This window comes from Haloferula sargassicola (genome assembly GCF_040362925.1).
Taxonomy (GTDB): Bacteria; Verrucomicrobiota; Verrucomicrobiia; order Verrucomicrobiales; family Akkermansiaceae; genus Haloferula; species Haloferula sargassicola.
On record NZ_BAABRI010000011.1, the window covers coordinates 18,789 to 44,561 of the forward strand.

Consider the following 25,773-nt stretch of genomic DNA (forward strand, 5'->3'; position numbering starts at 1 on the left):
AGCCCGCCTCTACGACCTCTGTCCTCAAGGACCCTTAAAACGAATCCCTCTCTTTTTTCTCTGGAAATAAATAAGATGGCACTTTTTATACCTCCGTGCCTGAAACGGAGTCAGAAAACCTCTCCCTCGATTTCACCGTCATCCGCGATCTGCGCAAGCAATCGGGCCTGACCTTGCAGCAGGTCTCCGATCAATCCGGGCTTTCGATCGCCTCGCTGTCCAAGCTCGAGCGGAACCAGAACCTCATCGAGCTGCCCACCCTCCACCGGCTGGCCCGCGTGTTCGGGCTGTCCGCATCCGACCTGCTCTCGCTCGCCGAGTCGCCCACCGCACGGCGGAAATCGGCGACGCACTACCGTTCCGGGCCTTTCGAGTTCGAAAAGATCGCCTTCGATGGCGTCGAGCTTTTCCACGCCACCGCCAAGGCCGGCGACTCGCTGCTCCACCCGGAGGCCCATGGCGACGAATTCGAGATCTGCTGGGTCCGCAAGGGCCGCGTCCACATCGCCTTCACCCACGAGCAGCACACCCTCGAAGCCGGCGATGCGCTCAAGTTCGACGCCGTCCTCCCCCACACCTACGAGATCCTTGCCGACGCCGAACTCACCATCGCCCACCTCACCAAAACCCACCGGTTCTAACTATGGAGAAGGAGTTTAAAACTCCTTCCCCCCATTCCCATGATCGACCTCTCCACCCCACCCGCCCTCCAAACCCTCGCCCCCGCCCTCGATCGCTTCTTTTCGAACGCCGGGGAAAAAATCGCCGCCATCGATCGCGAATACGACGATTCCCAGGGCTCGCCCGTTTTCACCGTCGGCGGAAAATACACCACCCGTGGCTGGACCGAGTGGACCGAGGGCTTCCGCTACGGCATCGCCATCCTCCATTTCGACGCCACCGGCGATGAGTCATCGCTCGGGTCCGGCCGCCGCCGCACCGTGGAAAAAATGGCCAGCCACGTCAGCCACATCGGCGTCCACGACCACGGCTTCAACAACCTCTCCACCTACGGTAACCTCCGTAGGCTGATGCTCGAAGGCCGCCTGCCGGAAAACGAGTGGGAACGGCACTTCTACGAACTCGCCCTCAAGGTCAGCGGCGCCGTCCAGGCCGCCCGCTGGACCGAGCGCCAGGGCGGTGGCGGCTTCATCCACTCCTTCAACGGCCCGCACTCGCTCTTCGTTGATACCATCCGCTCCTGCCGCATCCTCATCCAGGCGCACCAGCTTGGCCACGTCCTCATGGGCGAGGGCGACAAGCCGATTTCCCTGCTCGAACGCGCCCTGCTCCACATTGAGTCCACCGCGAAATACTCCGTTTTCTACGGCGAGGGACGCGATATCTGGGACGTGCCCGGCCGCACCACCCACGAAGCCATCTTCAACACCAAGGACGGTGCCTATCGCTGCCCGAACTCGCAGCAAGGCTACACCGGCTTCTCCACCTGGACCCGCGGCCAGGCCTGGGCGATGCTCGGATTCGCCGAGGAACTCGAACTCCTCGCCACCCTCTCCGACGCTGCGCTCGAACCCTTCGGAGGCCGGGAAAAATGGGAGTCGCTCATGCTCCGCGCCGCCACCGCCATCGCGGAGAACTTCATCGAAAACACCGCCGCCGACGGCATCAGTTACTGGGACCAGGCCGGCCCGAACTCCCACCGGCTCGACCTCAGCCAGCCCGCCGATCCCTTCAACGAGTGGGAACCCGTCGACTCCTCCGCCAGCGCCATCACCGCCCAAGGCCTCTTCCGCCTCGCCCGATATTTAAAGGAGCACAGGCGTCCCGCCTGTGAATCGGATGCCGCCGAACGCTTCGAAAAGGCCGCCCTCGTCACCGCCGCCAGCCTTTTCTCCGAGGCCTACGCCAGCGCCGACCCCGCCCACCACGGCCTGCTGCTCCACAGCATCTACCACCACCCCAACGGCTGGGACCATCGCCCCGAGCCCGACAAGGTCCCCTACGGCGAGTCCAGCATGTGGGGCGACTACCACGTCATGGAACTCGCCGTCTACCTCCAGCGCCTCATTCAGAAAGCCCCTTATCTCACCTTCTTCTAAAGGAGCACAGGCGTCCCGCCTGTGAATCGTTCCAAGCCACTCCTCCTCCCCCGTGCACCGCCTCGCCATCCACACCATCACCACCAAGTCGTGGGACCTCCCCACCGCCGCCGCGAAATACCGCGCCGCCGGGGTGCGAGGCATCGGCGTCTGGCGGCAGTGGCTTGAAGGCCGGTCACTCAACGAGTCCCGGCGCATCCTCGACGACCACGGCCTCAGCGCCGTCTCCCTCGTCCGCGGCGGGTTCTTCCCCTATCTCAGCGCGCAGGAAAGACAGTCCGCCATCGACGACAACCTCCGCGCTCTCGACGAAGCCGCCGCCATCGGCGCCCCGCAGGTCGTCCTTGTCTGCGGCGCCAAGCCCGAGCTTCCGCTCAGCGAATCCCGCAAGCACATCGAGGAAGGTCTCGCCGCCTGTCTCGACCACGGCCGCGCCACGGGCGTGAGGCTCTCCATCGAGCCGCTCCACCCGATGTACGCCGACTGCCGTAGCGCCATCAACACCCTCGGCCAAACCAACGACCTTCTCGACCGCCTCGGCTCCCCGCCCGAAATCGGGATCGCCGCCGATGTCTATCACCTCTGGTGGGACCCGAACCTCGAGGCCGAAATCCAGCGCGCCGGGAAGCGCATCATCGGCTTCCATGTCTGCGACTGGCTCACGCCCACCGCGGATTTTCTCAACGACCGCGGCCTCATGGGCGAGGGCTGCATCGACATCAAGGGGATCCGCCGCCAGGTCGAAGCCACCGGTTTCAACGGCTGGATCGAAGTCGAGATCTTCTCCCACCGCTGGTGGTCCCATGATCCGGATGAGTATCTCCGGCGCATCGTTCGGGCCTTTGAAGCACATGTTGAGTTCCCTTGATTCACGAGCGGAACGCCTGTGTTCCTTTTTATGAAAACACATCGCATCGGCATCATCATGAACGGCGTCACCGGACGCATGGGCACCAACCAACACCTGCTGCGCTCGATCGACGCCATCATCAAGCAAGGCGGCGTCAAAGTCTCGCCCACCGAGACCATCATGCCCGACCCCATCCTCGTCGGCCGCAACGAGACCAAGCTCAAGACGCTCGTCGAAAAGACCTCGGTCGAGAAATACACCACCGACCTCGACTCGGTGATGAACGACCCGGCCTACGAGATCTACTTCGATGCCCAGAGCACCCTGCGCCGCTTCGATGCCGTCAAACAGGCCGCCGCCGCCGGCAAGCATGTCTATTGTGAAAAGCCGACCGCGATCAAAACCGAGGACGCCTACAAGCTCTACCAGATCTGCCGCGATGCCGGCGTGAAGAACGGCGTGGTGCAGGACAAACTGTGGCTTCCCGGCTTGGTGAAATTCACGCGGCTCAAGGAGAACGGCTTCTTCGGCGACATCCTCTCGGTCCGCGGCGAGTTCGGCTACTGGGTCTTCGAAGGCCACACCGTCCCGCCCCAGCGCCCATCGTGGAACTACCGCAAGGAGGATGGCGGCGGCCTGATCGTCGACATGCTCTGCCACTGGAGATATGTCATCGACAACCTCTTCGGCCCGGTGAAAAGCGTCTCCACCCTCGCCGCGACGCACATTCCCGAGCGGATCGACGAGGCCGGCCAGCCCTACCGCTGCACGGCCGACGACTCCGCTTATAGTACTTTCGAACTCGAGAACGGCATCATTTGCCACTTCAACTCATCCTGGAACGTCCGCGTCCGCCGCGACGATCTGCTCACCATGCAGGTCGATGGCACCAAGGGCTCCGCGGTGATCGGGCTGCGCGATTGCTGGATCCAGCACTACGGCAACACCCCGCGCCCGGTGTGGAATCCCGACATCCCGCAGCCGATCGACTTTTTCGAAGGCTGGAGCAAGGTGCCCGAGCAGGAGACCTACGACAACGCCTTCAAAACCCAGTGGGAGATGTTTCTCCGCCACGTGGTGCTCGACGAGCCGTGGCACTACAACCTGCTCGAAGGCGCGAAGGGCGTGCAGCTCGCCGAGCTCGGGCTGCGGTCGAGTGAAGAGAGGCGATGGCTTGAGGTGCCGGCTCTTGAACCCTGAATGACAGCCTGAACCTTTCACAGGCGGGGCGCCTGTGCTCCTTTTTCCCCTCATGATCACTCTCATCACCGGCGGCAGCCGTGGCATCGGACTCGGCATCGCGCTCGCGCTCGCGAAGGAAGGACACTGCATCGCCATCAACGGCATGCGGCCCGAGGAGCAGGTAACCGACGTGCTCGACCGGATCCGGCAGGCCGGCGCGCCGGAAACGATCTACTGCCAGGGCGACGTCGGGAACTCCGAGGATCGTCGTAGTATTCTGGAGAAAATCCGCTCGCACTTCGGCGGCTTGGGCATGCTCGTCAACAACGCGGGCGTCGCCCCCACCGAGCGGAAGGACGTGCTGGAAACCACGACCGAAAGCTTCCGGCGCCTCGTTTCCATCAATCTCGAAGGCCCCTACTTCCTCACCCAGGCCGCGGCGAACTGGATGATCGAACAGAAGCAGGCCGACGACTCGTTCCAGGGCTGCATCGTCAACGTCAACTCGATCAGCGCCACCGTGGCGTCGGTGAACCGCGGCGAGTACTGCGTGAGCAAGGCCGGCCTGGCGATGGTCACCCAGCTCTTCGCCGCGCGGCTCGGGGAATTCGGGCTGCCGGTTTACGAGGTGCGGCCGGGGATCACGCGCACCGACATGACCTCCGGCGTGACGGAAAAGTATGACCAACTCATCGCCGACGGCCTCTGCGTCACGCCGCGCTGGGGAACGCCGGAAGATGTCGGCAAGGCGGTCGCCGCGCTGGCGCGCTTCGATTTCCCCTACTCAACCGGCCAGACGATCCTGATCGACGGCGGCCTGACCCTGCCACGGCTGTGATGTCCTATTCGAAGTTCCGCGGCTCGCGGGCGTGGAAGAGGGCTTCCTCCAGCGTAATGTAGCCCTGCTGGAGCCGGACCTTGATCGATTGGTCGATGGTCCGGTTGCCCTCGCGCGACGAGATCTCCATCAAGCCGACCAGTTGCTCGATCTTGCGTTCGCGGATGCAGGCGCGGATGCCGTGGGTGGCGCGCATCACCTCCGAGGCGAGCACGCGGCCCTCGCCATCGGCGCGGGGGATGAGCCGCTGGGAAATCACGCCCTCCAGCACGCCGGCGAGCTGGGTGATGATCTGCTGCTGCTGCTCGGGCGGGAAGACATCGACCAGCCGGTCGATGGTCTGCGGAGCATCGACCGTGTGCAAGGTGGCGAGCACGAGGTGGCCGGTCTCCGCCGCCGTCAAGGCGATGCGGATCGTTTCCAGATCCCGCAACTCGGAGACGACGACCACGTCCGGATCCTGGCGCAGGGCTTGGCGCAGCGCGATCGGGAAGCCCTTGGTGTCCCGGCCGACCTCCCGCTGCTTGATGAGGCAAGAGTTATGGGAAAAGACATACTCGATCGGGTCTTCGATGGTCACGATCACGCCCGAGCGGGTCTCGGAAATGCGCCTGAGCATCGCGGCGAGCGTGGTGGTCTTGCCGGAGCCGGTGATGCCGGTCACCAGGATGAGTCCGCGCCGGAGGTTGCAGAGGTCGGCCACGGTCGAGTGGTGGCCGAGGTTGTCGAGTTCCGGGATCTCCTCGGGGATGAAACGATAAGCCGCCTCATGGTGTCCGCGCACCACGTGGACGTTGCCGCGGAAACGGCCGACGTTCTCGAGCTGCAGGGCGTAGTCGAGTTCCAGGTTTTCCTCCAGGTCGGCGCGTTGTTTCTCGCTGAGCGACTGGTCGATCACCGACGCCACCGTTTCCGGGTCGAACAGGAAGTCCTCAAGCGGCACCATCGATCCCGATACGCGGGCGGCTGGCGGCGCCCAGCCGGAGAGGTGGAGGTCGGACCCGCCCAGCTCGACGGTCTGGCGGAGGTAGTCGGAGATTTCCTTGGGTTCGCTCATGGGATGGATCAGGAAAAGCCTCGCATCGCCCGATCAAAGTCCTGCGGCCGGTCGCAGGCCGAGCGGGCGGTATCGCGGTCGATGATGTTCTGCTGCGTCGCTGCGACGAGATAACGCAGGAACGCGCAGGCGGTGCGGGCGTCGCCGTTATCGACGTGGTCGCGCAGCTCGGACACGCGGTTTTCTCCGATGAGGCGTCGGGTGGAGGCGACGTTCTCGAAGTATTCGAGCATCGGCACCACGCCTCCATCGAGCCGCGGCAGAAGCTGCTGGGCCATCACGCCGATCAGCTGCGAGGCGAGCAGGTAGGAGGTGCCCGCCATTTCCGCCCCGAGCAAGCGGGTCAGGCGCTCGATGGCGATCGGCACGCCTGAAACGCCAGCGGCGTGCAGCGTGGAGATGACGAGGTGGCCGGTTTCCGCGGCGCGCAGGGCCGAAAGGGCCGAGCCAGGATCGCGGATTTCCCCGAAAAAGATGACGTCCGGGTTCTGTCGCAGCGACTGCCGCAGGGCCAGGTCGAAGTCCCCGGTGTCGCGGTGAATTTCCCGCTGGGAAAAGAATGACCGCTGATTCTTGAAGAGGTACTCGATGGGATCCTCCAGCGTCACGATATGGCGAGAATGGTGGCGGTTGATCCACTCCAGGCAGGCGGCCACCGTGGTGGACTTGCCGGAGCCGGTCGGTCCGCAAATGAGGATCAGGCCCGAGCGTCGCTCGACCCATCTCTCCAACATTTCGCCCGGCAGACCGAGGTCACCGAATTCGGGAATCTCGCTCTTGATCGGGCGCATCACCACGGCCATTCGGCCGAGCGTACGGTAGACGTTGACGCGGAGCCGCCCGATGCCCTCGGCCACGAAGCTGGCATCGCCGTCGGCGACATGTTCGGGATCCAGCCCGCAGGCTTTCCAGATGGCGCTGATCGAAGCGGGGTCGAGGGCTTCGCCGTGGGCGATGATCACCTCGCCATCCTGGCGGACCCGGGGGCGTTCCCCTTCCACCAGAAACACGTCACTGGCCCCGCCACGAAAGGAAGTGGCGAGCAATTCGAGCACGAACGGATCCATTCGCCCCCGACGCTAACAGCCGCGGTGCCGTCGCAAAGGAGAATCCCCGCCGAGTCTGAATCAGCCGGAGTCGTCGGAAAAATCGACCTCCGCAAAATCGGCCGCCGCGCGTTGGCAGCAACACTTCTCCGCCAGCGATTCCGCCAGCACGCCGGCATCGTCGCCGAAATCGAGGGAAGCGGCGAACTTCTCCGCCACCCGGTAGGCAGCCTCCTCGAATTGGCCGAATTGAAGCAGCGACACGAGAATCAACGCATCGCGCACTTCGCCGGGGACGCTGCCCGCCGCATGTCGTCCCGCTTCGTCGATCAGGCCCCCCATCGCGACGCAGTCCTCGCCCTTTGGCGAAATGAGATGCCGGGCACACAGACGCTCGATCCGGGCCAACTGACGGACGCCCCGCTCGAGGCGGGCTCGGATCAGGCGGCTCAGCGATTGATCCGAAACCTGCCGCGACAGCCCCGGCAAGGCCGCTGACAGCTGGTTTTCCAAGCTGTAGAGGTCCCGCAGACGGCTGAAGTAAAGCTCTTGGAGGTTCTGAATCATGGTCGGGTGGGGCCGAGGCGTGCCGGCAGCGACGGAGGATTCGCGCGGACGATCGTTTCCCCGCCGACCGCGGAGTGAAGGAGACGGGCCGGCCGCCGACCGGGGCGGCCAGCCCGTGAGGGAATGGAAGAAAGACGTCATTTGGCCATCGCGCTCTCCCCGCTGTCGTCGCCGGGTGAGCTGATGCCGATCACGCCCGCTCCAATGCGACTGCCGGCATTGCCGGTCGGCTGGCCGCCGTCGTCGGCCTTTTCGTGGATGATCACGGCCCGGCCCACGATCGGGTCCTTGCCGCTTGTCAGCGAAATGTTGTCCACGGTCAGGGTCAGAGTGGCGTTGCCATCGTCATCGGCTTCGAGGTTGCCGAGGTCGCCCGCGTGGCGCTTGGACTCGGTGGGCAGCGCGTGGTCATTTCCCTCCGGATTGTAGTGACCTCCGGCGCTGGTGCCATCGGCGGCGGTGATATCGCCGAACTGGTGGATATGGATGCCGTGCTTCGAGTTCGGCTCGAGACCGCCCACCTTGGCGGTCACCTTGACCCCGCCGGACACCTTCTCGAAAAGGACCGAGCCTTTCACGTTGCTGCCGCTCACCGGCTCGATGGCGGCGACCAGCTCGGTCACGTCGGCGAATGCGGTCGTTCGGGCAGCATCCTTTTTCATGGTTTCGGCCATCTCGTTGTCCTCCATGGCACCCTCTTTCATGGCGGTCCCGGATTCCTTGTCCGGAGTCATATCCTTGGAGTTGTCCATGGGCATATCCTTGGACGTACTCGGATCCATGTCGCCCTCGGCGGCGAGGGCCGGCGGCAGAGACATGCCGAGCGTCAGGGACACGGCCATCAGTGCGAATCGGTTCGAAATCGTTTTCATGTTCGTTATGGGTGGGATCGGTTTGGTGGATCGGCTCCGCTCCGGTTTCGGCGGATCGCCGGGGCTTAGCTTTTCGCAGGGAACGTTCCTTCCTCCGAATCCTTGCTGCGCCGGGGCCCGCAGCGACCATCGCGCTTCATGGGCCGTGCTAGTTGCACGGGCTATCTCGGGATTTGCAATGATCCCCGGCCCGCAGCCGCCGGAAAAGCTACCGGCCGGGCGCTTGCCACCGTGGGATCGCCCGCCCGCGCGCTCTTGGCATGCCGCTGGCGAAAGGATCCGGTGTTATGAAGAACATCCAAAACCTTCGTCTTGTCCTTGCCAGCATCGTCACCGCCTCGGCCGGCCTTCTCGTCACCTCCTGCGGGCCGGGCTACTCGAATGCCCAACGCGACGCCGCCACGGGCGCCCTCATCGGCGGCGCGGCCGGAGGCATTATCGGCCACCAGTCGGGCCGCACCGCGGAAGGTGCCGCGCTCGGCGCCGCCGTGGGCGGAGCGGGTGGCTACGCCGTGGGCAACGAAAAAGACAAGCGCGGCTACTGAACTTTCACTCAGCCCGACTTCTCGCCGTCGATCCGCTGCCGGGTCGACGGCGTTTCTTTTGGAGGTGAAGCGAAAGGCCCTCACCCTCCCGCAAAGGGGGGTGACTTCACCCGGCGTCCCGATAGCGTCGTGAAACACTCCCGTCCATGACCGGCCGATTTTTTCCCGCTGCCACCGTCCTGCTCGCGCTTGTGTCCGCGGGCCATGCCGAGCCCGCCCGCGAAGTGCGCCTGCTCGACGACTGGGCTTTCCGCCAGGGAGCGGTGCTCGGCTCCTCCGACCTCAAGCCGGCCGAAGACGCCGCCGCCGAGTTGCCGGATGGGCCATGGTCGATGGCTCCTCGGACAATACCTTCGATGAGTTGCCCAGGGAGATCGAGGGCGCTTCGTGGATCTCGACCAAGCGACTCTCCGATCCGACCAAGAAGACCGACCTGACCTTCACCCTGAAAGCCGACGCCACGGTGATGGTGATGCACTCGACCGGCACCTTCCCGGCCATGGTGCTGCGGACCCCGGACCCGGCGCGGGTGGAAGCCGCCAGGGCGCTTTCGGCCGACCTTCAGGGCCTCGGTTTCACCCGATCCGAAGGGCCCGCCCGCTGGCGCGGCCACGACCTGTGGCTTGCCGATGCCGCGGTGTGGTCCAAGCAGGCCAAGGCCGGCGAAACGATCGCCCTGCCGGGACGCACCCTCGACTACGTCATCCTGATTCGCCGTTAGGATTCCCCCTTGGACGGGTGAAACACGCTCGCCGCCTCGGTCGCAGAGACCGCACGCCAGCGTCCCCCATAACGCCGGGTCGATGCCGTTTTTATTTCCCCGGCCCCTGTCGGGGGACCCATCCCCCCACTTTGGTGTGGGCACCTCCAATCGGGTTGACGCCGAGAGATCGACACCCCTTTAATGCGACTCATCGCAGTGAAACAAGAATCGTTTCTCATGCGGTTATTGAACAGCCAACCCCACCAGAAAACCCCTCCATGAAAGCATGCTTCATCTTAGCTACCCTGCTGGCCACCCCCGCCTTTGCGGCGTCCGTCGTGATGACCGGTGGCGACGGGTTCGGAGCTTCGTCCTTCAACTCGGCCGGCTCCTGGGATTCATCGGCCGCCCCGACCGCTGGCAACGACTATGCGAACAACGGTTTCCTCCTCCGCACGCCGAACGCGACCAATGCGAGCTTCACCTTCGCGGGTGATTCGCTGACCATTTCCGGGTCCGCATCCTTCTCGGGCGTCAACAACGAAGCCTTGATGTGGAAGGGCAGTGGCACCGGCGCGGTGATCACGGTCGGAAACCTGATCGTCAACGGTGGTCAGCTCCGACACGGGCAAGGAGATGGCGATTCGTTCACCCTCGCCGGAAACATCAGCGTCGGCCCCACCGGTATGGGCGTCGCCGCCCAGGGAGGATTCGACATTGCCTCGGCGATCTCCGGGAACTCCTCGATCACCGTAATGGCCAACGGCAGCGGCTCGACCGCCCGCATGGTGACCTTCAGCAGCCCCTCGAGCACCTTCAATGGCAACTTGTCGCTCAACAACGTGCAGAGCCTCGCCACTTTTGCCGACGATGCGGTATTCAACTTCCTGATCGGTTCAGCGGGCGTGAACAACAGCATCTCAGGCACGGGCGTGCTGAGCTTGAACGGTGATTTCATCCTGGACCTGACCGGTGCCGGCACGACCTTGGGTGACAGCTGGCAGCTGGTGGACAACGCGACCCTCGCGGAAACCTATGGCTCCACCTTCACCGTGGCCGGCTTCACCGACAACGGCGACGACACCTGGTCCTCCGGCATCTATCAGTTCGACGAAGCCACCGGGCTGCTCTCCGTGGTACCCGAGCCCTCGGTCGCCCTGCTGGGCGGACTGGGCATGCTCGGAATGCTCCGCCGCCGGCGCGCCTGAAACAGGCCGGTCGATTTTTTTGAAGCGGCATCCCCGGCGGGGGCTGCCGCTTTTTCATTCGTCCATCCCGAAGGCCTCGCGCAACTCGGCAAGGGCCTGGTCGGGCATGGGGACCAGCTCGCCGAGCGACTGGCTCAGCTGCAGGGCTTCGGCGGTGGCTTCGAGGACCTCAAGGCGGTCGAAGGCATCCAACAGGTCGCGCCCGACGATGAGCGCACCCTCGTTCTGGATCAGAATCACCGGCCGCCGCTTGAGGTCGATGTGGTCGGCGAGCGCATCGGCATCGTTCACGATGCAGGAAAACGGGACCTTCGGCGCGTCGAGGAGCACCAGGTAGCTTTCCGGAATGGTCCGCGTCGAAAGCTCGGCCGAACTCACGCAGTAGGCGCTGGCCGCGGCGGGCTGGGCGAGGATCACGGCGCCGACGTCCGGATGTCGCTCGTAGATGCGGGCGTGCAGCAGTGCCGCGCGCGAGGGCTGACCGCCGGCCTCGCAGCTGCCACCTCGCGTCCGCACCAGCTTGTCGCGCTCGATTTCCATCCGGTCCCGGCGGTGCGGCGTGACGACGAATTCGTTTCCATCGAGCCGGGCGGAAAAGGCACCTGCGGTGCTGATGAGCAGCCGCTTCTCATAAGAGCGGCGGACGAAATCGCAGATCGCGCCGCGCAGCTCACGCTCGCGGTTGCAGGGCGCCCGGTCCACCAGCACGCCGAACTCCGCGCGCGGCGGGTGGCGCAGGATTTCCGTGGGCACGGAGGTGATCGAGCCGAGCCGGTGGGCGTGAATCAAGGTGCGGGCGACGAACTCCAAGGTCTCGAATCGCTGGAAGGCATCCTGGAGGTCGCTGCCGCCCACCACCACCCCGTGATTCTCCAACATCACGCAATCGGCTCCACCAGCGAAGGCGTCGGCGATGTTGTCGCCGAGTTCATCGCTGCCCGGAGGGGCGTAGTCCGCATAGGCGATCTTGCGGCAGACCTCGTAGGCATGGCTCTGGACGCGGAGGTCCGGCATCTGGCGGCAGATGCTGTAGGCAACGAGCGCGCCGGGATGGGCGTGGACGACCGCGCGGATGTCGGGCCGCCGGCGGTAGATCGCCTTGTGGAAGGGAAACTCGGACGAGGGGGCGACCGTTCCCTCCCGGCTCCCGTCGGGAAACACCTGGACCATGTCCGAGGCACGCAGCCGCCCTTTGTCGAGGCGCGAGGGGGTGATCCAGATGCTGCCGTCCGGGTCGTGGATGGAAAGATTTCCCCCCGAGGTGGTGGTCATGTTGTAGCGGTAGATCCGGGCCATGGTGCGGACCAGTTCCTCGCGAGGATGCAGCCAGCTCGATTCCATGCCCTACCCTGCGTCCGGACCGCGCCCTCTGTCCCTCACTTTCTTGCCGTTTCCTCCCTGAATCATCGCATGGGATTCCGGCTCCCCCGCTCCGCAGACCACGGAGACGACGCCGTCCGGAGGGAGGCTGACACACTCCCCCGCTTGTCGGCGATTTGAACCTTGCCGCGGGATGGGTGGAGCCCGAAAGCTGTAGGACAACCTTTTAAAAGCCCCAGCCGCCCAAACCCATGTCCGATTCCTTGAAGCCAGCCGGTCGCTACCGTTACCGGATCCTCGCCCTGCTCTTCGCCGCGACTTCGATCAACTACTTCGACCGCAGCCTGATGGGCATCCTGTCGCCCGAACTGATTGAATGGTTCGGGTGGACCAACGCGGATTACGGCAAGATTCTCGTGGCTTTCCAGATCGCCTACGCGATCGGCATGCTGAGCATGGGGGGCATCATCGACCGTCTCGGCACGCGCAAGGGCTACGTGCTTTCGATCGGAATCTGGAGCCTTTGCGGCATGCTGCACGCCACCATCGGCCGTGGATTCAGCCTGATCGGTTTCTCGCTCGCCCGCTTCGGCCTCGGTTTCGGGGAATCCGGCAACTTCCCCGCCGCGATCAAGACCACCGCCGAGTGGTTCCCGAAAAAGGAGCGCGCCTTTGCCACCGGCATCTTCAACGCGGCCACCTCCATCGGCGCCATCGCCGCACCGCTGGTGATCGCGGCCTGCGTTTCCTGGAGCGGCGGCGAGCGCGGCCAGGGCGAGTTGATGCATTGGCGCTATCCCTTCCTGATCACCGGGGCGCTGAGCGCGATCTGGGTCATCCTGTGGCTCAAAACCTACCGCAAGCCGGAGGAGCACCCGAAACTGCCGGCCGGGGAACTGGCCTACATCAACAGCGACTCGGTCACGGAGGCGAAGGTCACGCCGTTGTCGTGGTCGAAGGTCCTGCCCAAGCGCCAGACCTGGGCCTTCGCGCTGGCAAAGGTCACCGATGCCGTGTGGTGGTTCTACCTGTTCTGGGGCGCCATCTTCCTGGCCCGCAAGTTCGAGGTGGACATCAAGCACATGGGTGCGCCGTTCTTCGTGATCTATGCCATCGCCGATACCGGCAGCATTTTCGGCGGTTGGCTTTCCGGCAACTTTCTGGGCCGAGGCTGGTCCACCAACAAGGCCCGCAAGATGACGCTGCTGATCTGCGCGCTGATGATCCTGCCCGTTTGCTACGTGGCGGTGACCGACATCAAGTGGGTGGCGATCGTGCTCATCGGCATCGGGGCCGCCGGCCACCAGGCGTGGTCCGCCAACATCTTCACGCTGGTGTCCGACGTGTTTCCGAAAAAGGCGACCGCCTCGGTGGTGGGCATCGGCGGCATGGTCGGCGCGCTGGCCGGAATGGTCAGCAGCTACGCGCTGGGCAAGGCTCTCGACGAAGCCGGCAACACCGGCTTCTTCTGGGCTTTCCTAGTGGCCGGATCCGCCTACCTGGTGATCCTCGGGTTGGTCCACCTGCTCATGCCCCACATGAACCCGCTGGATGACAACCTGGACCCGGTGGAGGAATAGCCCGGCACGACCCGCGGCGCGTTTTTTCCCGGATCGGCTGGCCTCCGGCGGACAAAGGGGCCACCCTCCAGCCCGGCTATGAATCCTTTCCCATCAATCGCTCTCGCCGCGGCCATGGGCACCGCCGCAACGGCGGAACTCACTACCGACGGCGTGCTCACCGACATGAAACGGGCCGCCGACTGGCAGCTCGAGCACCCCTCCGACCATCCCATCACCGACTGGACGCAGGCCCCGTATTTTCTCGGCCTGCTGCAGCTCCATCAGGTGAGCGGGGAAACGAAATACCTGGAGGCGGTGAAGGATTTCGGCCAGCGGGTCGACTACGAGCCCGGCAAGCTGGTGTTGCATCCGGACGATCACGCGGTGATGCAGGCGTGGCTGGGGCTCTACGAGATGGACCGCGACCTCGCCAAGCTGAAGCCGACGATCCAGCGCTTCGACCAGATCAAAGCCAAGCTGCTGGGCAAGCCGGCGGTGTCCGACTCGGGCGGGACCTTCACCTTTTCCTGGTGCGACACGCTTTTCATGTCACCGCCGGTGTGGGCGCATCTCAGCGAAATCACCGGCGACGATCGTTTCCTCGAGTGGTCCGACCGCGAGTGGTGGACCTGCACCGACATCCTCTACGACCCGCAGCACTGCCTCTACTACAGGGACCGTAGGTTCTTCGACCACCGGTCGGAGGGCGGCCACAAGGTATTCTGGTCGCGCGGCAACGGCTGGGTCATCGGCGGCCTGGTGCACGTGCTCGACTACCTGCCCGCCGACCATCCCTCGCGGGAGAAATATCTGGGCCTCTACCACGACATGATGCATGCGCTGGTGAAGCTGCAGAACAAGGACGGCCTCTGGCGCACCAGCCTGCTCGACCCGGATGGCAAGGTCGGCGAGGCGAGCGGCACCGCGTTTTTCGTCTATGGCATGGCCTGGGGCCTCAACCGCGGGCTGCTGGAAAAAGATATCTTCCAGCCCGCCCTCGAAAAGGGCTGGCAGGCGCTGGAGGGCTGCATCCAGCAGGACGGCATGCTCGGCTTCGTCCAGCGCATCGGCGACCGGCCGGACGCCGCCGGTCCGCCATCGACGGAGGTCTACGGCACCGGTGCCCTGCTGCTGGCCGGCTCGGAAATCGTCCGCGGCCTCGATCCCTCCAAGGCCCGGCCCGACCTCGCGAGCTTCGAGGGTGTGAAGCTGCCCGATCGTTTCCTGCGGGAAACCCCGCGCGTGGTGGTGCGATACGTGCCGGAACGCATGGACGACTTCGCCTTTGAAAACGACAAGGTGGCCTTCCGCGCCTACGGCCCCGCGCTGCGGTCGGGCCCGGAGGATGGCGGCATCGATGCCTGGCTCAAGCGCGTCCCCTACCCGGTGCTGGACAAGTGGTACCTTGAGGACGTGACCCAACTCACCGAGTACCAGACCGCCGAAGCTTCGAAGCGCGCGGAATGGGGCGCGAAGACCTACCATGCCGACCAAGGCGAGGGCTATGACGCCTACAAGGTGGGCGACACCCGCGGCTGCGGGGGAATCGCACTGTGGATCGACGGCAAGCCGGCCAACCTGGAAACCTGGGCGAGCTTCAAAATTCTCGAGGACGGTCCCGATCAGGGCGTGTTCGAGCTTTCCTACGAAAACCCGCTGCCCGACGGCCGCGTGGCCCGGGAGACGAAGCGGGTCACGATCGTCATGGGCAGGCACCTGATCGATTGCGTTTCGTCCTTCACCATCGATGGCCGACCGGGCGTGTTCGAAGTGGCGATCGGCCTCAAGCACCAGACGGCCGAGGCCGATTTCATCGCCTCGCCTGCCACCGGCCGCTTCGCCTTGTGGGAAACCTTGGACGACCTCGGACTCGGGACCGGTGTCGTGGTCGACCCGGCGCAGGTGGTGACCACCACGGCCCAGGGCGCGGGCGAGGACGTGCAGTCGCTGGTCATCGCGAAGACCGACGACCAAGGGCGCATCGCGTGGTCGACCGGCTTCGGCTGGGAAGGCCAGGGCGGGATCAAGACCAAGCAGGACTGGATCGATTATCTGCGCGACGCCCGCTGAGCGGTCGTTTCACTCCTCCGCCAGGCGGCGGATCCGGTCCGCTCCGAGCGAGGCCTCGAAAATCGTGACCTCGTCGATTTCACCGCGGAATCCGCGGCCACGCTCCGGGCGGTCGGTGAAGCCGACGACCACCGGCATGGAGGCCTTGCCGCGGGTGCGGGTCATCGGCCCGACGATCCGCCGCGGTTCGATCGACGAATGCTCCAGGTCGAGCTCTTCCGGCCGGCCATCGACATAGAGCCGAACCACCGGGCGGTCCTTGCCCTCGGTGTTGACGTGGAAGCTCGCCGCGACGTGGTGCCATTTTCCGTCGGCCAGATCGGTGCTGCCGGAAAAGATGTATTGGTCCAAGGAAAAGCGCAGCACGGTCGGCGCGTCCTTGGACGGCTGGAGCAGGAGCAGCTCGCTCTTGGCGGCCAGGCCGATGGTGGGATCTCCCCAGGCGACGATGGTCTGATACTGGCGCCAGGGCTGCCCGGGATCGGTCCGGATCCAGGCACTGATAGTCCGCGGAGCCCGGCCATCAACCCCCCGCCAATCGGTGGTGACCTGCATCCGCTTCCCTGCGAAGGAGGCCGCCATGCCGTGCGGTCCCCGCACCCACCGGACGCCGCGTAGCGGCTTCACCTTCATGGAGGCGGCTTCCGGATGGGTTCCGACGGCGTGCAGGGAGCCGTCGGCACCGGGTTCGAATCCGAGCCGGACATAGGGCAGATCGTCCGGCAGATGTTGATAGAAAAGATCGGGATCCACCCGGATCGGCCGGAGTTTCCCATTCAAGGCCACGCGAACAGCGGAACCAGCCGCGAGCGTCTTGGAATCACGCAGCCCGGTGCGGGCGGTGACGGCCACCCTGCCCTCGAAGACATGAATCTGCGGGTCTTTGTCCGGGCGGTCGATGATCCCGAAGTCGGTGCCGAGATCGACCGCCTGCCAGCTGCTGCCCGTGGCGCGGAAACCGGTGGCTTGGTGGGGCACATGAAACCGTCCCATGCCTTGGATGAAACGGACCCACTGGCGGTTCTCGAACACGAATTCCGCCGGCGCCTGAATGATGGCGGCGACACCGCTTTCGAAGTCGAGCTTCAGCGTCCCCTGATCAAGCGTCACGCGGCTTCCCGGCGACAATTCGGCGGCGGAGAGCGGACGCCCACTGGGATCGCTCATCGAAAACTGCGAGTTCGGCGCGGCCACGATCGTCAGGGGCGGTGCCACCGTGCGGGATTGGACAAGGTGCAGGGCCAGGGCCGCCGCCAACATCACCACCGCCGCGGCGGCCAGGGCGAGGCGCACCGATTTGCGGCGCTGGCGACGGAGGATTTCATCGACGGGAATGACATGGGTGGAGGTCAGCGTGGCCGAGGCTCCGGTGGCCTCAAGATGAAGCATCTCGTGAAGCAGGTGCGCCTCCCGATACTGCCGGCGTTTCTCGGGCGATTGCTGAAGCTCCTCTTCCAAGGCCCTGAATTCGGCCTCGGAGCACATGCCCTCCATCTGTCTCTCGACGAGTTCCTCGAACTGACGGCGGTTCATGGGGAGAGGGGGTGGTTCTGGAGTTCACGCTCGACGCATTTCCGCAGGGCGATCCGCAGGCGGAAAAGCATGGCCCGCAGGGCGGCGGCGCTGCGGCCGCTGCGTTCGGAGTGGCGGGTGACCGCGCCGTGCTCCGAATAGCGGTCCAGCAGCAGCCGGCGTTCGGTCTCCGGCACCTTTTCCAGGCAGCGCCGGAGGGCCGGCAGGCGTTCTTCCATGCTCGGGTCGGCCTGCTCGAATTCCTCGGCCAGCCGCTCGATCAGTTCGTCGCTGAAAACCAACCGCCGGTCCCGGCGGGCCTTCTTTTGCCGGCTCATCACCACGAAGCGGGCGCAGGTGAAGGCCCAGTTCTTGAAGCTGGTGCCCGGCTCGAAGGACTCGCGCTTTTTCCATAGCAGGAGATTCACCTCCTGCAGCGCGTCAGCCCGCGCATCGACGATCGGCAGCAGGTGCCCGATGAACGCCCTCAGCTCGGGCTGGATTCCGATCAGTTGGCAGACGAAATCCCCTTCCCGCTGTTCGGAAACGGGATCGGCGGACTTGGCGGAGGTGCGGAAGGTCATGGCGGGGCGCACGGGGAGGAACAACCTCCCAAGTGGGCATGTCCGGGAAAGCGGAAACGTTCGGAAATTCCCCGGTCACCGGGGAAATGCTTGGAAATCTCCCCCACCCGCACGAGGGGTGGCTCATTGATGGAAGCGATCGGCCCCCATATCTGGCACCGCAGCTACCGGCTTGCCTTCGCCGGGCTGGACATCGGCCGCCACGTCACGGTCATGCGACTGGGCTCGGGCGCATTGGTCATCCATTCGACGGCTCCGTTTTCCGAGGACGACGCGGCGGAGATCCGGGCGCTCGGCAGGCCGGCATGGATCACGGATCCGATGCTGGACCACGACACCTTCGCCGCTGCAGGCGCCGGAGCGTTTCCGGAGGCGATCTACCTGGCACCGCCCGGGTTCGCCGACATCGGGCGGCGGGTCGAGCCGCTGCTGCCCGCGCCGGAGTCATGGCAGGGGGAAATCGAAGTCCTGCCGATCGAGGGTGCGCCGGGGTTTTCGGAGCACCTTTTTTTCCACGCCCCCAGCCGCACGCTGATCGTGTGCGACCTGCTGATGAACTTTCCCTCGCCGGGAAATCCGTGGCAAAAGCTGCTTCTGCGCGCCGGGCTTGGCGCGGAGCGAAATCCGGGCACTTCGCGGCGGTTGCGCGTGGCGGTGCGGAACCCCGAGGCCTTCCGCAAGTCGGTCCGGCAGATGATGGCCTGGGATTTCCAAACGGTCATCGTCGGCCACGGCGAGCCGCTGCGCGAGGATGCCAAAGCCCGGGCCCGGCACGCCTTCGAGCGGGTCGGCTGGCTGTAGCCGGCGATTTCGCCGCTTGCGGAAAGCGGTCGATCGCCTTGAATGCGCGGTATTGAAACTCCTGCTGCCATGGTTGATGGGCGTCCTGTCACTGCCCGCCTTGCTGACGGCGGGCGAGAGGGTGGTGATCGCCACCGCCAATCTGACCAGCGGCCATCGCCAGAGCTATCGGGAGGCGGGTGACCGCATCCTTCAGGCGCTCAAGCCGGACATCGTCGCGGTCCAGGAATTCAACGTCCCGGACGCCGGCGGGCCGCGGGCCTGGGTGGACCGCGTGTTCGGGGAGGACTTTCATTTCATGATCGAGGAAGGCGACGACCCGATCCCCTGCGGAGTGGTCAGCCGCTACCCGATCACGGCCGCGGGCGAGTGGCAGGACCCGCAGGTGCCTGACCGGGATTTCGCCTGGGCAACGATCGATCTCCCCGGCGCGATCGACCTGCACGTGGTCAGCGTCCACCTCCACGGCTCCGGCAAGCGGGCCTCACGGAAAAAGGAGGCCCGGGTGCTGGTCGGGCAGGCCGCCGAGTTCCCGGCGGCCGACTACATGGTGCTGTGCGGCGATTTCAACGCGACCGACCGCGACGAGCCGGCGGTCAAGGTGCTGGAGCAGCTCTTTTCCGACGCGCAGGTGCCGCTGGACCAGAACGGGAACTCGAACACCAACCTGAACCGCAACAAGCCCTACGACTGGGTAATGCCCGACGCGGAACTCGAACGTCTGCACGTGCCGCTGGAATTCGCCGGGCGAACTTTTCCCCACGGCATGGTCTTCGATTCACGGCTGTGGGATCCCCCGCCCGCTCCCGCGCGGAAGGAGGATTCCGCCGCACCGATGATGCAGCACATGGCGGTGGTGAAAGCCTTCGAGCTGCCGGAGGGAAAAAACGCCGGCCCGCCATCAAACGCTGCCGGCCCGGACGGGTCGGCAGCCCTCCGCAGGCGCCACGCCGGGGCGCGGATCAGCAGGTGACGGCGCGATTTCGTGTCCCGAGCAGGGCCTCCGTTTCCTGATGGCTCATGAGGTGGCCGCGGGGCGGCAGGCTGGCATCGAAGCGCAGCAGCCATTGCCCGAACACCCCGCAGATGTGCTCCGCCATGTCGCGAACTTCATGCGGATGAGGCTCGATGCGAGCCGACACGTCGGCTTCCTGACAGGCGACGCAGTGCCCGACCATCACCCGGCAGACGTTCGGCAGCTCGTGGGTGGCATCCATCGCGGCCGAGCCGAAAAGCACGACTCCGCCGATGGAGGCGAGTCCCCGCAGGACCCTTTCGTAATCGTTCCACTCCTTGTAGCGGGAGTCGGCCAGCCCCGCACGGACGAGGATGTAGCTGCGGATCGCGGGATCACCGGCGAGTTGCCGGATATCCTGGGGATCGAACTCGTGAAAACGGGCACCGTCGAACCGACCCGCGCGGTTGAGCCGGGAGGCGATTTCTTTTTCCAACAGGAAATGATCGCAACCGCAGGTGGCACCCACGGCGAGAGAACAGGGGGGAGAAGGCACTTCAATCCAATGGCTGAAGCGCCCGACCGCGGAACAACGGTCGATCATGGTTTTCATGGGATCCGTAGCTTGGTCCCGTCGCCGCGAGGAATCAATCTAATCCTTGGGTGGATCCGGCCAGAATCCGCATTTTTTGCTCAACGGCGCCGGCGCAGCACCAGCAGCAGCCCGATCCCACCCAGCAGCGCGACTTCCGGCTCGGGTACCAGATCGATATGTTCGACGATCACGCCGTCATTGGTCGATCCGATCCGCGAGGCGATCAGGATATCCTGGTAGCCGTAGCCGTTGTCCGGGTTCCCCGACTCGTTGATGAGGACCCACAGGTGGTAGTTCTGCGCCTCGTAGGTCTCGTCGATGTTGGCCGTGGAGAGCTGGTTCAGCCAGCTTTGCGCCAGCTTGATCGCGTTGTTGCGGGTGGTGTTGGACTGGGTGCCCACGTAGATGTCGCCACTGGTGGAGCTGAGGCTGAGATCGGAGTCGTGGGTGACCTCCCACAGCGCCAGCTGAAAGGCTTGGGTGAGCGGCTGGCTGCTGATGTAGGTCCAGTCGCTGAGGATCTCCGAGGGTGCGAAGTGGTCGAACAGCCACTGCGCCCGTGCCGCGCGGAGGTTCCCGATGCCGCCCGCCGGGATGCCGGAGCTGGCCGTACCGGCCTCGCCCGCCCGTCCGGCGGCCGCCAACTGCATGGGGGCGAGGTGGAAGGTGTAGGAAGAAACACTGATCGGTTCCGCCAGTTCGGTGCAAAAGGTCACCAGCGGGTCCATGGCGTACGCGGTGCCATCGACATCCGTGATTTGCGCCTGGAAGCCGATGGCATACACCGAGTTGACGCCGGCACCTCCTTCGTGGAAGCCGGTATAAGTGTTGCCGGGTTGGCCGGAATCGAGGGACACGGAGAACGAAACCCAGCTCTGTGCCTGCAGCGGGCTGGGGGCCAGCAACAAGCACGCAAGGGCCGTCCTTACGTACGGAAATGGGGTCATGTGGGGGTTGCCCTCCCAAGGGGTGGGGAGGGCCAGGGGTGGGTGAACTAGCGCGGGTGACGCCGGGGGTTCCCGGTGGGGACGTCCCGTTCTTCCACAAACCTCACTTCAACTCCATTAAAATCTTAGTTTGCTTAACTAAATGCGCAAGGTTTCCCGTGAGCGGGGGGTGACCCCGGTCACGGGATGATTGACGGCTGCTGGCGCGGGATTACTCGATGCCGAGCCGCATGAAGCGGCGCCCATCGCCCTGATCCACGCTTGCGCGGATCATCTCGCTATCCCCATCGTCGCTGATCACTTCGGTGCTCACCCCCAGGCTCGACCACTCCGCAAGGTCATCGGACCATTCGATGGTCAGAGTCCCCTCGGTCGAGGATTTCAGGTGAGGGAAATCCATGACCAGTTCGCTTTCCACCACGGAGCCGGTCGGGCCGGCGCTCGGGGCGGTGGGGTCGCTACCCAGGTAATACTCGAGCAGGTTGGAGAGACCATCACCGTCCGGATCGCCGCCGAGGGTGGTGTCAACCGGCGCATAGCCAGCGATCCAGGTGGCGAAGGGCACCGTCTGGGCCACCGTCAGCGTGAAGCTCTGGGTGACCACTTCATCAAGACCGTTGTAGCGCTCGATCTCGATCGCGTAGTGCCCCAGCGGAGCGGTGACGGACCCCGAAATCGCCCCGGTGTTGGGGTCGAGGGTCAAGCCCTCCGGCAGCGAGGTGCCCTCGGCCAGCCGGAACAAGGCCGGAGAATCGAAGGCCGCGGCACGGAGGTCCGCCACAAAGCCCGCATTGTCGCGTTGGTTCCCGAGGGCGGGCGTGACACCGGCACCGGTCGGGCTCGTCGGCGTGCGGTCGGCATTGGTGACGGTCCAGTTCGAAGAGGTCTCGAGCCCGTCGGTGTTGTCCAGCTCGTAGTAGATCGCCTTGTTGTTCTGGATGTTGCTGAAATGCGGGCCGGGGCCGGTTCCCGCGCCCCAGGAAAAGGCCGTCTGCACGGTGTCCTCGTCGTCGCGGAAAATGACCGCATCCCCGCTGTTGGTGAAGCCCGGCCATTCTCCGGAGAACAAGCTGAGGTCCTTGCTGGAAATGACCATGGATCCGCCCGCCAGCTCACGATCATCCGCAGGCAGCATGGTATCCTTGGAAAGCCCGTAATAGATGACGATCAAGGTGCCGGCCGGCACCGATTCCCAGGTTTCCACATCGCTGAAGGTCAGCCGCTTGGTGGAGTCGTAGTCTCCGATCGACCAGCCGACGAGCGAGGTCTCACGCACCACCAGGATTTCCATCCACTCCGCCGGGCCATCGACGCCCTGGCTGAATTCATTGACGATCGCCCAATGGCTGTACTCCGCGGGCGTACCACGGAGCACCAGCTTGCTCTGGTAATCGTAGGTGGCACCGCTTTCGACCACCATCTGGGGGCGATCCAGCACATTGACCGTCCCGGTCGTGAACGGATCGCTTTCCAAGCCGTTGGCGCTGGCGACGATCTGGCACCGCCAGAGCTTGCCGGAGTTTTCAGGTGCCGCTGGAAGAGTGGACCCCGTTTCCGACGAAGCCTGCCAATTGCTGCCATCCGACGAGTATTCCCAGGTGTAGGAAAATGTGATCTCGTCGCCTTCCGGATCGGAAGCCGTCAGGTCCACCACCGACAGCGGCTCGTCCGAATAGGCGGGGCTCGACGGTGAAATCCCGGCATCGGTGATCTTCGGAGGCTGGTCTCCGATGATGATCGTCACGGCAGCGGAAATGGCGGAAGCCCCCTCCGAATCGGTGGCGATGGCGGTCAGCGTGTGGTCGCCCTCGGTCGGCGTGAAGGAGAAGGTGAACGGCGCCTCGGTGACCGTCCCGACCGGGGCGTCCCCGTCGAGAAGTTCCACGCTCGCAACCACGCCAGGCGCCCCTTCCAGGGTCAGGTCGTCGGCGGAGACGTCCACCGTGACCTCGGTGCCGACGCTGAAAGAATCGCCGGAATTGGGCGACACGATCTGCACCGTGGGGGCCGGATTCTGGGGTCCGTCCGGGGTGCCATAGATCTGGAGGGAGGCCAGGGTCAGCGTTCCGGTCGAACCGGGAGAGGTATCCGCCACCCGCAGGGTCCAGATTCCGCCGGAGTTCTCCCCCCAGTGGTGGGTGCTGGTGAACTGCCATGAAAAATAGTTGGCGTTATCGTCGCCGTGCTGCTCGGCAAGCACGCTCTCCGTCCCCGAGGGCGAAGTCAGCGTGACCCGCAGGTCCCCACGGAAGGGGTGCGTGGCACTCAGCGTGAGCCCCACCCTCTCGCAGCGAATGTTGGTGCTGCTCATGTCGAAGGTGGTGGTCACCCCGTCGGTGTTGCCATCGGGAATGGCGAGGCCCAGGGAACTCTTGACCATTCCGACCGAAGTCCGGGGTTCGAGATTGGTCCACCCTTCGGCCATGTTCACGGCGGCGGTGGCGTCCACCCGGCCGGCCCCATACTTGTGGTTGAAATGGAAGCCGGCCCCGTTGTCGACCCAGTCGTCATCCGTTTCGTCCACCTTGGCAGCGGTGCGGATGAGAATCTCCTGAACGTCCCGCCAGCCGAGGCCGGGGTTTTTCTCCAGCATCAGAGCCACCACGCCGGCGACCGTGGGCGTGGCCGAGGAAGTTCCTCCGAAGGTGGAGGTGTAGTCGGTGGGATCGTAACCGTCGGCTCCAACGATGTCCGTGGTGGTGATCCCCAGTGCGCCCAAAGAGGTGCTGCCGCTGGACGGGGCGGTGAGCAGGATGTTGGCTCCCGGCTCGGCGTAGTAGGATTGGTGGCCGAGGCTGTCCATCGCCGTGACGGCCATCACGTTGATGTTGTTGGCCCAGCCATCGTAGTTCGAGTTGTCACTGGATTGCAAACCGTTGCCGGCCGCCCACAGGAACACGGTGCCGAGGCCGCCGCGGCCGTTTTTCACACCATCTTCGATCGCGGCGCGCGCCAGCGAGCCGGGACCGGCCAGCAGCTGGCCGCTGTCCATCGGACCCCAGGAGTTGGTCTTGATATCGATGATGTCGTTCTTGTGCGCCATGGCGCTGGCTTCCTGGCTGTCGGTCGTGGCTCCCGCAATCAGCCGCATACCCACCAAGGTGGCCTCCGGGGCCGAGCCGCACACGCCAAGGTTGTTGTTGCCCTCGGCGGCCACGTCACCCGCGCAGGCGGTACCGTGATAATCGCCCACGCCGGGACTCGGATTGGTATCGCCGTCGTTCCAGTCGTAGTCGATGGACGGGTCGATGTTGTTGATCAGGTCGGGGTGGGCGTTCTGAAGACCGTCGTCGCAGACGCCGACCACCACTCCGGCGCCCCGGACGCCGCCCTCGCCGCCGTAGTTCCAGGCTTCCTCCACGTTGATGTCAGTGCCTTCGGCGGTAAACCCGTTGTTCTTCAGGTGCCACTGGTTGCCGATCAAGGTGTCATTGGGCATCGTGCGGCGTGACAACTGGCGCGCCAGCTGGACCTCGGCCATGAGGACGCCGTCCTCCTGCTGCAGTCCGCCGACCGCGGCCAGCGCGGCAAAAGGATCAGCCGCGGAAATGACCACATGGTCCGGCGCATACGACGGCCGTTCCTTGACCTTGAGGCCGGCGGGCAGCGCCACGTCCCCGCCCGCCTGCGCGAGCTTCACCGTGATGTCGTTGGTCACGATATGATAGACACCGGGCATCTGCTCGGAATAACACAGCGGCTGGACCGTGCCCTCCACGTTCATGGCGGCGAGGCGGCCCGGCAGCTGCTCGGCGGTGGCGGGAGGATCGAGCTTGACGATGCGGTCGTGCCCGTCCGGCTGGCGCACCACGGCCTTGTCCAGCATCAACTCATAGGAAACCGGAGCTCCGTCCCCTCCCCGGCCGACAAAGGTTCGGCTGACCGGATCGGCGACATGACCCGCCACGGTGGGAGTGATCGAGGCCGCGGCGGCAGGGGTCTCGGAAGAAGCGGTACCGGGAGTGGATCGTTGGCAGCAAACGACGGCCACAAAGGCCAGTCCAAGTCCGGCAGGAAGAAGGAGATAGTGGGATTTCACGATGGGGTTGAGCTAGCAGGCAAAATCGGTATAATTACTAAAATCGGGGATGCAAAGTGCGGGGTTTGACAAAATGACTCATTATTTTCCCTTGTGTCACCGCGGATCGACCTCTCCCCGCCAACGCTGTTAGTTACCGCCGCCGTGGCCGACTTCTCTCAACGGGGACAAAGTAAAATCGACGAGGCCACCGCCGCGGGCGATTTGCTTCCGAAGCTGCCGGGGACCCCTCTGGACCTCGGCGCCTGCTTCGCCGCACCCGCCGAATGCAGGGCCAGCCTGTCCGTGCTCAAAAGCCACGGCTGCCTGCCACCGGAAATCGAATGGAGAAAGCGGAGCGAGCGTCTTGGGGCCGACTTGAAGGAAGTTACGGATCCCGCGGAGAAATCCCGCCTCGCCGCCGGATTGAGGAGCTGGAAGCGAAGTTCCGGATGACCTGTTCCCGTCGCGCCCGGTGACT

The 25,773-nt window shown here is 64.9% G+C and carries 22 protein-coding genes; 12 read left to right on the forward strand and 10 right to left on the reverse strand.

Translation table 11 applies throughout. The annotated features are described in order from the left end of the window. Nucleotides 1–95 precede the first annotated feature (95 nt). From ABXH26_RS10695 to ABXH26_RS10715, 5 genes are read left to right on the forward strand one after another with little or no spacing between them, the layout of a single operon-like run. A complete protein-coding gene (locus ABXH26_RS10695) occupies nucleotides 96–641 on the forward strand; it encodes a helix-turn-helix domain-containing protein (protein ID WP_353567058.1) in 546 nt (181 codons plus the stop codon). 39 nt (nucleotides 642–680) lie between these two features. Further along, the gene (locus tag ABXH26_RS10700) at nucleotides 681–2,060 is read left to right on the forward strand and encodes a glycosyl hydrolase (protein WP_353567059.1); all 1,380 of its coding nucleotides are present in this window, start codon (nucleotides 681–683) and stop codon (nucleotides 2,058–2,060) included. Nucleotides 2,061–2,112: 52 nt separating this feature from the next. Beyond that, a complete protein-coding gene (locus ABXH26_RS10705; protein ID WP_353567060.1) occupies nucleotides 2,113–2,928 on the forward strand; it encodes a sugar phosphate isomerase/epimerase family protein in 816 nt (271 codons plus the stop codon). Nucleotides 2,929–2,958: 30 nt separating this feature from the next. After that, nucleotides 2,959–4,110 (forward strand): Gfo/Idh/MocA family protein, encoded by a 1,152-nt coding sequence (locus ABXH26_RS10710; protein ID WP_353567061.1) that lies wholly within the window; start codon nucleotides 2,959–2,961, stop codon nucleotides 4,108–4,110. A 52-nt stretch (nucleotides 4,111–4,162) separates the two neighbouring features. Further along, entirely contained in the window at nucleotides 4,163–4,930 is a 768-nt protein-coding gene (locus ABXH26_RS10715) for a 3-ketoacyl-ACP reductase (protein ID WP_353567062.1), read from the forward strand. A gap of 4 nt (nucleotides 4,931–4,934) precedes the next feature. Here the strand turns inward: ABXH26_RS10715 and ABXH26_RS10720 are convergent, their stop codons facing one another. From ABXH26_RS10720 to ABXH26_RS10735, 4 genes are all read right to left on the reverse strand, one after another. Continuing rightward, nucleotides 4,935–5,987, reverse strand: coding sequence for a type IV pilus twitching motility protein PilT (locus ABXH26_RS10720; protein WP_353567063.1), 1,053 nt, complete (start codon nucleotides 5,985–5,987; stop codon nucleotides 4,935–4,937). A gap of 8 nt (nucleotides 5,988–5,995) precedes the next feature. Then, nucleotides 5,996–7,054 (reverse strand): type IV pilus twitching motility protein PilT, encoded by a 1,059-nt coding sequence (locus ABXH26_RS10725; RefSeq protein WP_353567064.1) that lies wholly within the window; start codon nucleotides 7,052–7,054, stop codon nucleotides 5,996–5,998. Between the two features lie 60 nt (nucleotides 7,055–7,114). Beyond that, a complete protein-coding gene (locus ABXH26_RS10730; protein ID WP_353567065.1) occupies nucleotides 7,115–7,600 on the reverse strand; it encodes a YciE/YciF ferroxidase family protein in 486 nt (161 codons plus the stop codon). 137 nt (nucleotides 7,601–7,737) lie between these two features. Next, a complete protein-coding gene (locus ABXH26_RS10735) occupies nucleotides 7,738–8,472 on the reverse strand; it encodes a superoxide dismutase family protein (protein ID WP_353567066.1) in 735 nt (244 codons plus the stop codon). Between the two features lie 287 nt (nucleotides 8,473–8,759). On the opposite strand from ABXH26_RS10735, the gene ABXH26_RS10740 reads away from it, so the two are divergent. The 3 genes from ABXH26_RS10740 (at nucleotide 8,760) to ABXH26_RS10750 (ending at nucleotide 10,928) form a co-directional block, all read left to right on the forward strand. Then, nucleotides 8,760–9,017: a YMGG-like glycine zipper-containing protein gene (locus ABXH26_RS10740; protein WP_353567067.1), complete on the forward strand. Its 258-nt coding sequence runs from the start codon at nucleotides 8,760–8,762 to the stop codon at nucleotides 9,015–9,017. A gap of 325 nt (nucleotides 9,018–9,342) precedes the next feature. Then, nucleotides 9,343–9,738, forward strand: coding sequence for a hypothetical protein (locus ABXH26_RS10745; protein WP_353567068.1), 396 nt, complete (start codon nucleotides 9,343–9,345; stop codon nucleotides 9,736–9,738). 260 nt (nucleotides 9,739–9,998) lie between these two features. After that, complete coding sequence (locus ABXH26_RS10750) at nucleotides 9,999–10,928, forward strand: PEP-CTERM sorting domain-containing protein (protein ID WP_353567069.1); 930 nt, start codon at nucleotides 9,999–10,001, stop codon at nucleotides 10,926–10,928. A 54-nt stretch (nucleotides 10,929–10,982) separates the two neighbouring features. On the opposite strand, the gene ABXH26_RS10755 is transcribed toward ABXH26_RS10750, so the two are convergent. Further along, nucleotides 10,983–12,269: a class II aldolase/adducin family protein gene (locus ABXH26_RS10755; protein ID WP_353567070.1), complete on the reverse strand. Its 1,287-nt coding sequence runs from the start codon at nucleotides 12,267–12,269 to the stop codon at nucleotides 10,983–10,985. Between the two features lie 230 nt (nucleotides 12,270–12,499). On the opposite strand from ABXH26_RS10755, the gene ABXH26_RS10760 reads away from it, so the two are divergent. Together ABXH26_RS10760 and ABXH26_RS10765 are read left to right on the forward strand one after the other, a co-directional pair. Further along, a complete protein-coding gene (locus ABXH26_RS10760) occupies nucleotides 12,500–13,828 on the forward strand; it encodes an MFS transporter (protein WP_353567071.1) in 1,329 nt (442 codons plus the stop codon). A 78-nt stretch (nucleotides 13,829–13,906) separates the two neighbouring features. After that, nucleotides 13,907–15,880 carry a glycoside hydrolase family 88 protein gene (locus ABXH26_RS10765; RefSeq protein ID WP_353567072.1) on the forward strand — a complete coding sequence of 658 codons (1,974 nt, stop codon included), beginning with the start codon at nucleotides 13,907–13,909 and terminating at the stop codon, nucleotides 15,878–15,880. Between the two features lie 9 nt (nucleotides 15,881–15,889). On the opposite strand, the gene ABXH26_RS10770 is transcribed toward ABXH26_RS10765, so the two are convergent. Both ABXH26_RS10770 and ABXH26_RS10775 read right to left on the reverse strand, forming a co-directional pair. Next, nucleotides 15,890–17,413, reverse strand: a complete 1,524-nt coding sequence (locus ABXH26_RS10770; protein ID WP_353567073.1) for a LamG-like jellyroll fold domain-containing protein — start codon at nucleotides 17,411–17,413, stop codon at nucleotides 15,890–15,892. Then, nucleotides 17,410–17,988, reverse strand: a complete 579-nt coding sequence (locus tag ABXH26_RS10775) for a sigma-70 family RNA polymerase sigma factor (protein WP_353567074.1) — start codon at nucleotides 17,986–17,988, stop codon at nucleotides 17,410–17,412. The genes ABXH26_RS10770 and ABXH26_RS10775 overlap by 4 nt, the downstream gene beginning before the upstream one ends. A gap of 117 nt (nucleotides 17,989–18,105) precedes the next feature. Here ABXH26_RS10775 and ABXH26_RS10780 point away from each other — a divergent pair, with 117 nt between their 5' ends. Both ABXH26_RS10780 and ABXH26_RS10785 read left to right on the forward strand, forming a co-directional pair. After that, nucleotides 18,106–18,777 (forward strand): MBL fold metallo-hydrolase, encoded by a 672-nt coding sequence (locus ABXH26_RS10780; RefSeq protein ID WP_353567075.1) that lies wholly within the window; start codon nucleotides 18,106–18,108, stop codon nucleotides 18,775–18,777. A 52-nt stretch (nucleotides 18,778–18,829) separates the two neighbouring features. Next, nucleotides 18,830–19,750: an endonuclease/exonuclease/phosphatase family protein gene (locus ABXH26_RS10785; protein WP_353567076.1), complete on the forward strand. Its 921-nt coding sequence runs from the start codon at nucleotides 18,830–18,832 to the stop codon at nucleotides 19,748–19,750. Here ABXH26_RS10785 and ABXH26_RS10790 read toward each other — a convergent pair. The 3 genes from ABXH26_RS10790 to ABXH26_RS10800 form a co-directional block, all read right to left on the reverse strand. After that, nucleotides 19,740–20,345: a hypothetical protein gene (locus tag ABXH26_RS10790; protein ID WP_353567077.1), complete on the reverse strand. Its 606-nt coding sequence runs from the start codon at nucleotides 20,343–20,345 to the stop codon at nucleotides 19,740–19,742. The two genes, ABXH26_RS10785 and ABXH26_RS10790, sit on opposite strands and share 11 nt — an antisense overlap. A gap of 80 nt (nucleotides 20,346–20,425) precedes the next feature. After that, nucleotides 20,426–21,184, reverse strand: a complete 759-nt coding sequence (locus ABXH26_RS10795) for a hypothetical protein (RefSeq protein WP_353567078.1) — start codon at nucleotides 21,182–21,184, stop codon at nucleotides 20,426–20,428. A gap of 301 nt (nucleotides 21,185–21,485) precedes the next feature. After that, entirely contained in the window at nucleotides 21,486–25,313 is a 3,828-nt protein-coding gene (locus ABXH26_RS10800) for a S8 family serine peptidase (RefSeq protein ID WP_353567079.1), read from the reverse strand. Between the last annotated feature and the right edge of the window lie 460 nt (nucleotides 25,314–25,773).

Coding starts and splice junctions, on each gene's coding strand:
- ABXH26_RS10720 (WP_353567063.1), bottom strand. CDS start 5,987: ATGAGCGAACCCAAGGAAATCTCCGACTACCTCCGCCAGACCGTCGAG.
- ABXH26_RS10790 (WP_353567077.1), bottom strand. CDS start 20,345: ATGAAAACCATGATCGACCGTTGTTCCGCGGTCGGGCGCTTCAGCCAT.
- ABXH26_RS10735 (WP_353567066.1), bottom strand. CDS start 8,472: ATGAAAACGATTTCGAACCGATTCGCACTGATGGCCGTGTCCCTGACG.
- ABXH26_RS10755 (WP_353567070.1), bottom strand. CDS start 12,269: ATGGAATCGAGCTGGCTGCATCCTCGCGAGGAACTGGTCCGCACCATG.
- ABXH26_RS10710 (WP_353567061.1), top strand. CDS start 2,959: ATGAAAACACATCGCATCGGCATCATCATGAACGGCGTCACCGGACGC.
- ABXH26_RS10715 (WP_353567062.1), top strand. CDS start 4,163: ATGATCACTCTCATCACCGGCGGCAGCCGTGGCATCGGACTCGGCATC.
- ABXH26_RS10750 (WP_353567069.1), top strand. CDS start 9,999: ATGAAAGCATGCTTCATCTTAGCTACCCTGCTGGCCACCCCCGCCTTT.
- ABXH26_RS10780 (WP_353567075.1), top strand. CDS start 18,106: ATGGAAGCGATCGGCCCCCATATCTGGCACCGCAGCTACCGGCTTGCC.
- ABXH26_RS10765 (WP_353567072.1), top strand. CDS start 13,907: ATGAATCCTTTCCCATCAATCGCTCTCGCCGCGGCCATGGGCACCGCC.
- ABXH26_RS10725 (WP_353567064.1), bottom strand. CDS start 7,054: ATGGATCCGTTCGTGCTCGAATTGCTCGCCACTTCCTTTCGTGGCGGG.
- ABXH26_RS10700 (WP_353567059.1), top strand. CDS start 681: ATGATCGACCTCTCCACCCCACCCGCCCTCCAAACCCTCGCCCCCGCC.
- ABXH26_RS10770 (WP_353567073.1), bottom strand. CDS start 17,413: ATGAACCGCCGTCAGTTCGAGGAACTCGTCGAGAGACAGATGGAGGGC.
- ABXH26_RS10760 (WP_353567071.1), top strand. CDS start 12,500: ATGTCCGATTCCTTGAAGCCAGCCGGTCGCTACCGTTACCGGATCCTC.
- ABXH26_RS10730 (WP_353567065.1), bottom strand. CDS start 7,600: ATGATTCAGAACCTCCAAGAGCTTTACTTCAGCCGTCTGCGGGACCTC.
- ABXH26_RS10740 (WP_353567067.1), top strand. CDS start 8,760: ATGAAGAACATCCAAAACCTTCGTCTTGTCCTTGCCAGCATCGTCACC.
- ABXH26_RS10745 (WP_353567068.1), top strand. CDS start 9,343: ATGGTCGATGGCTCCTCGGACAATACCTTCGATGAGTTGCCCAGGGAG.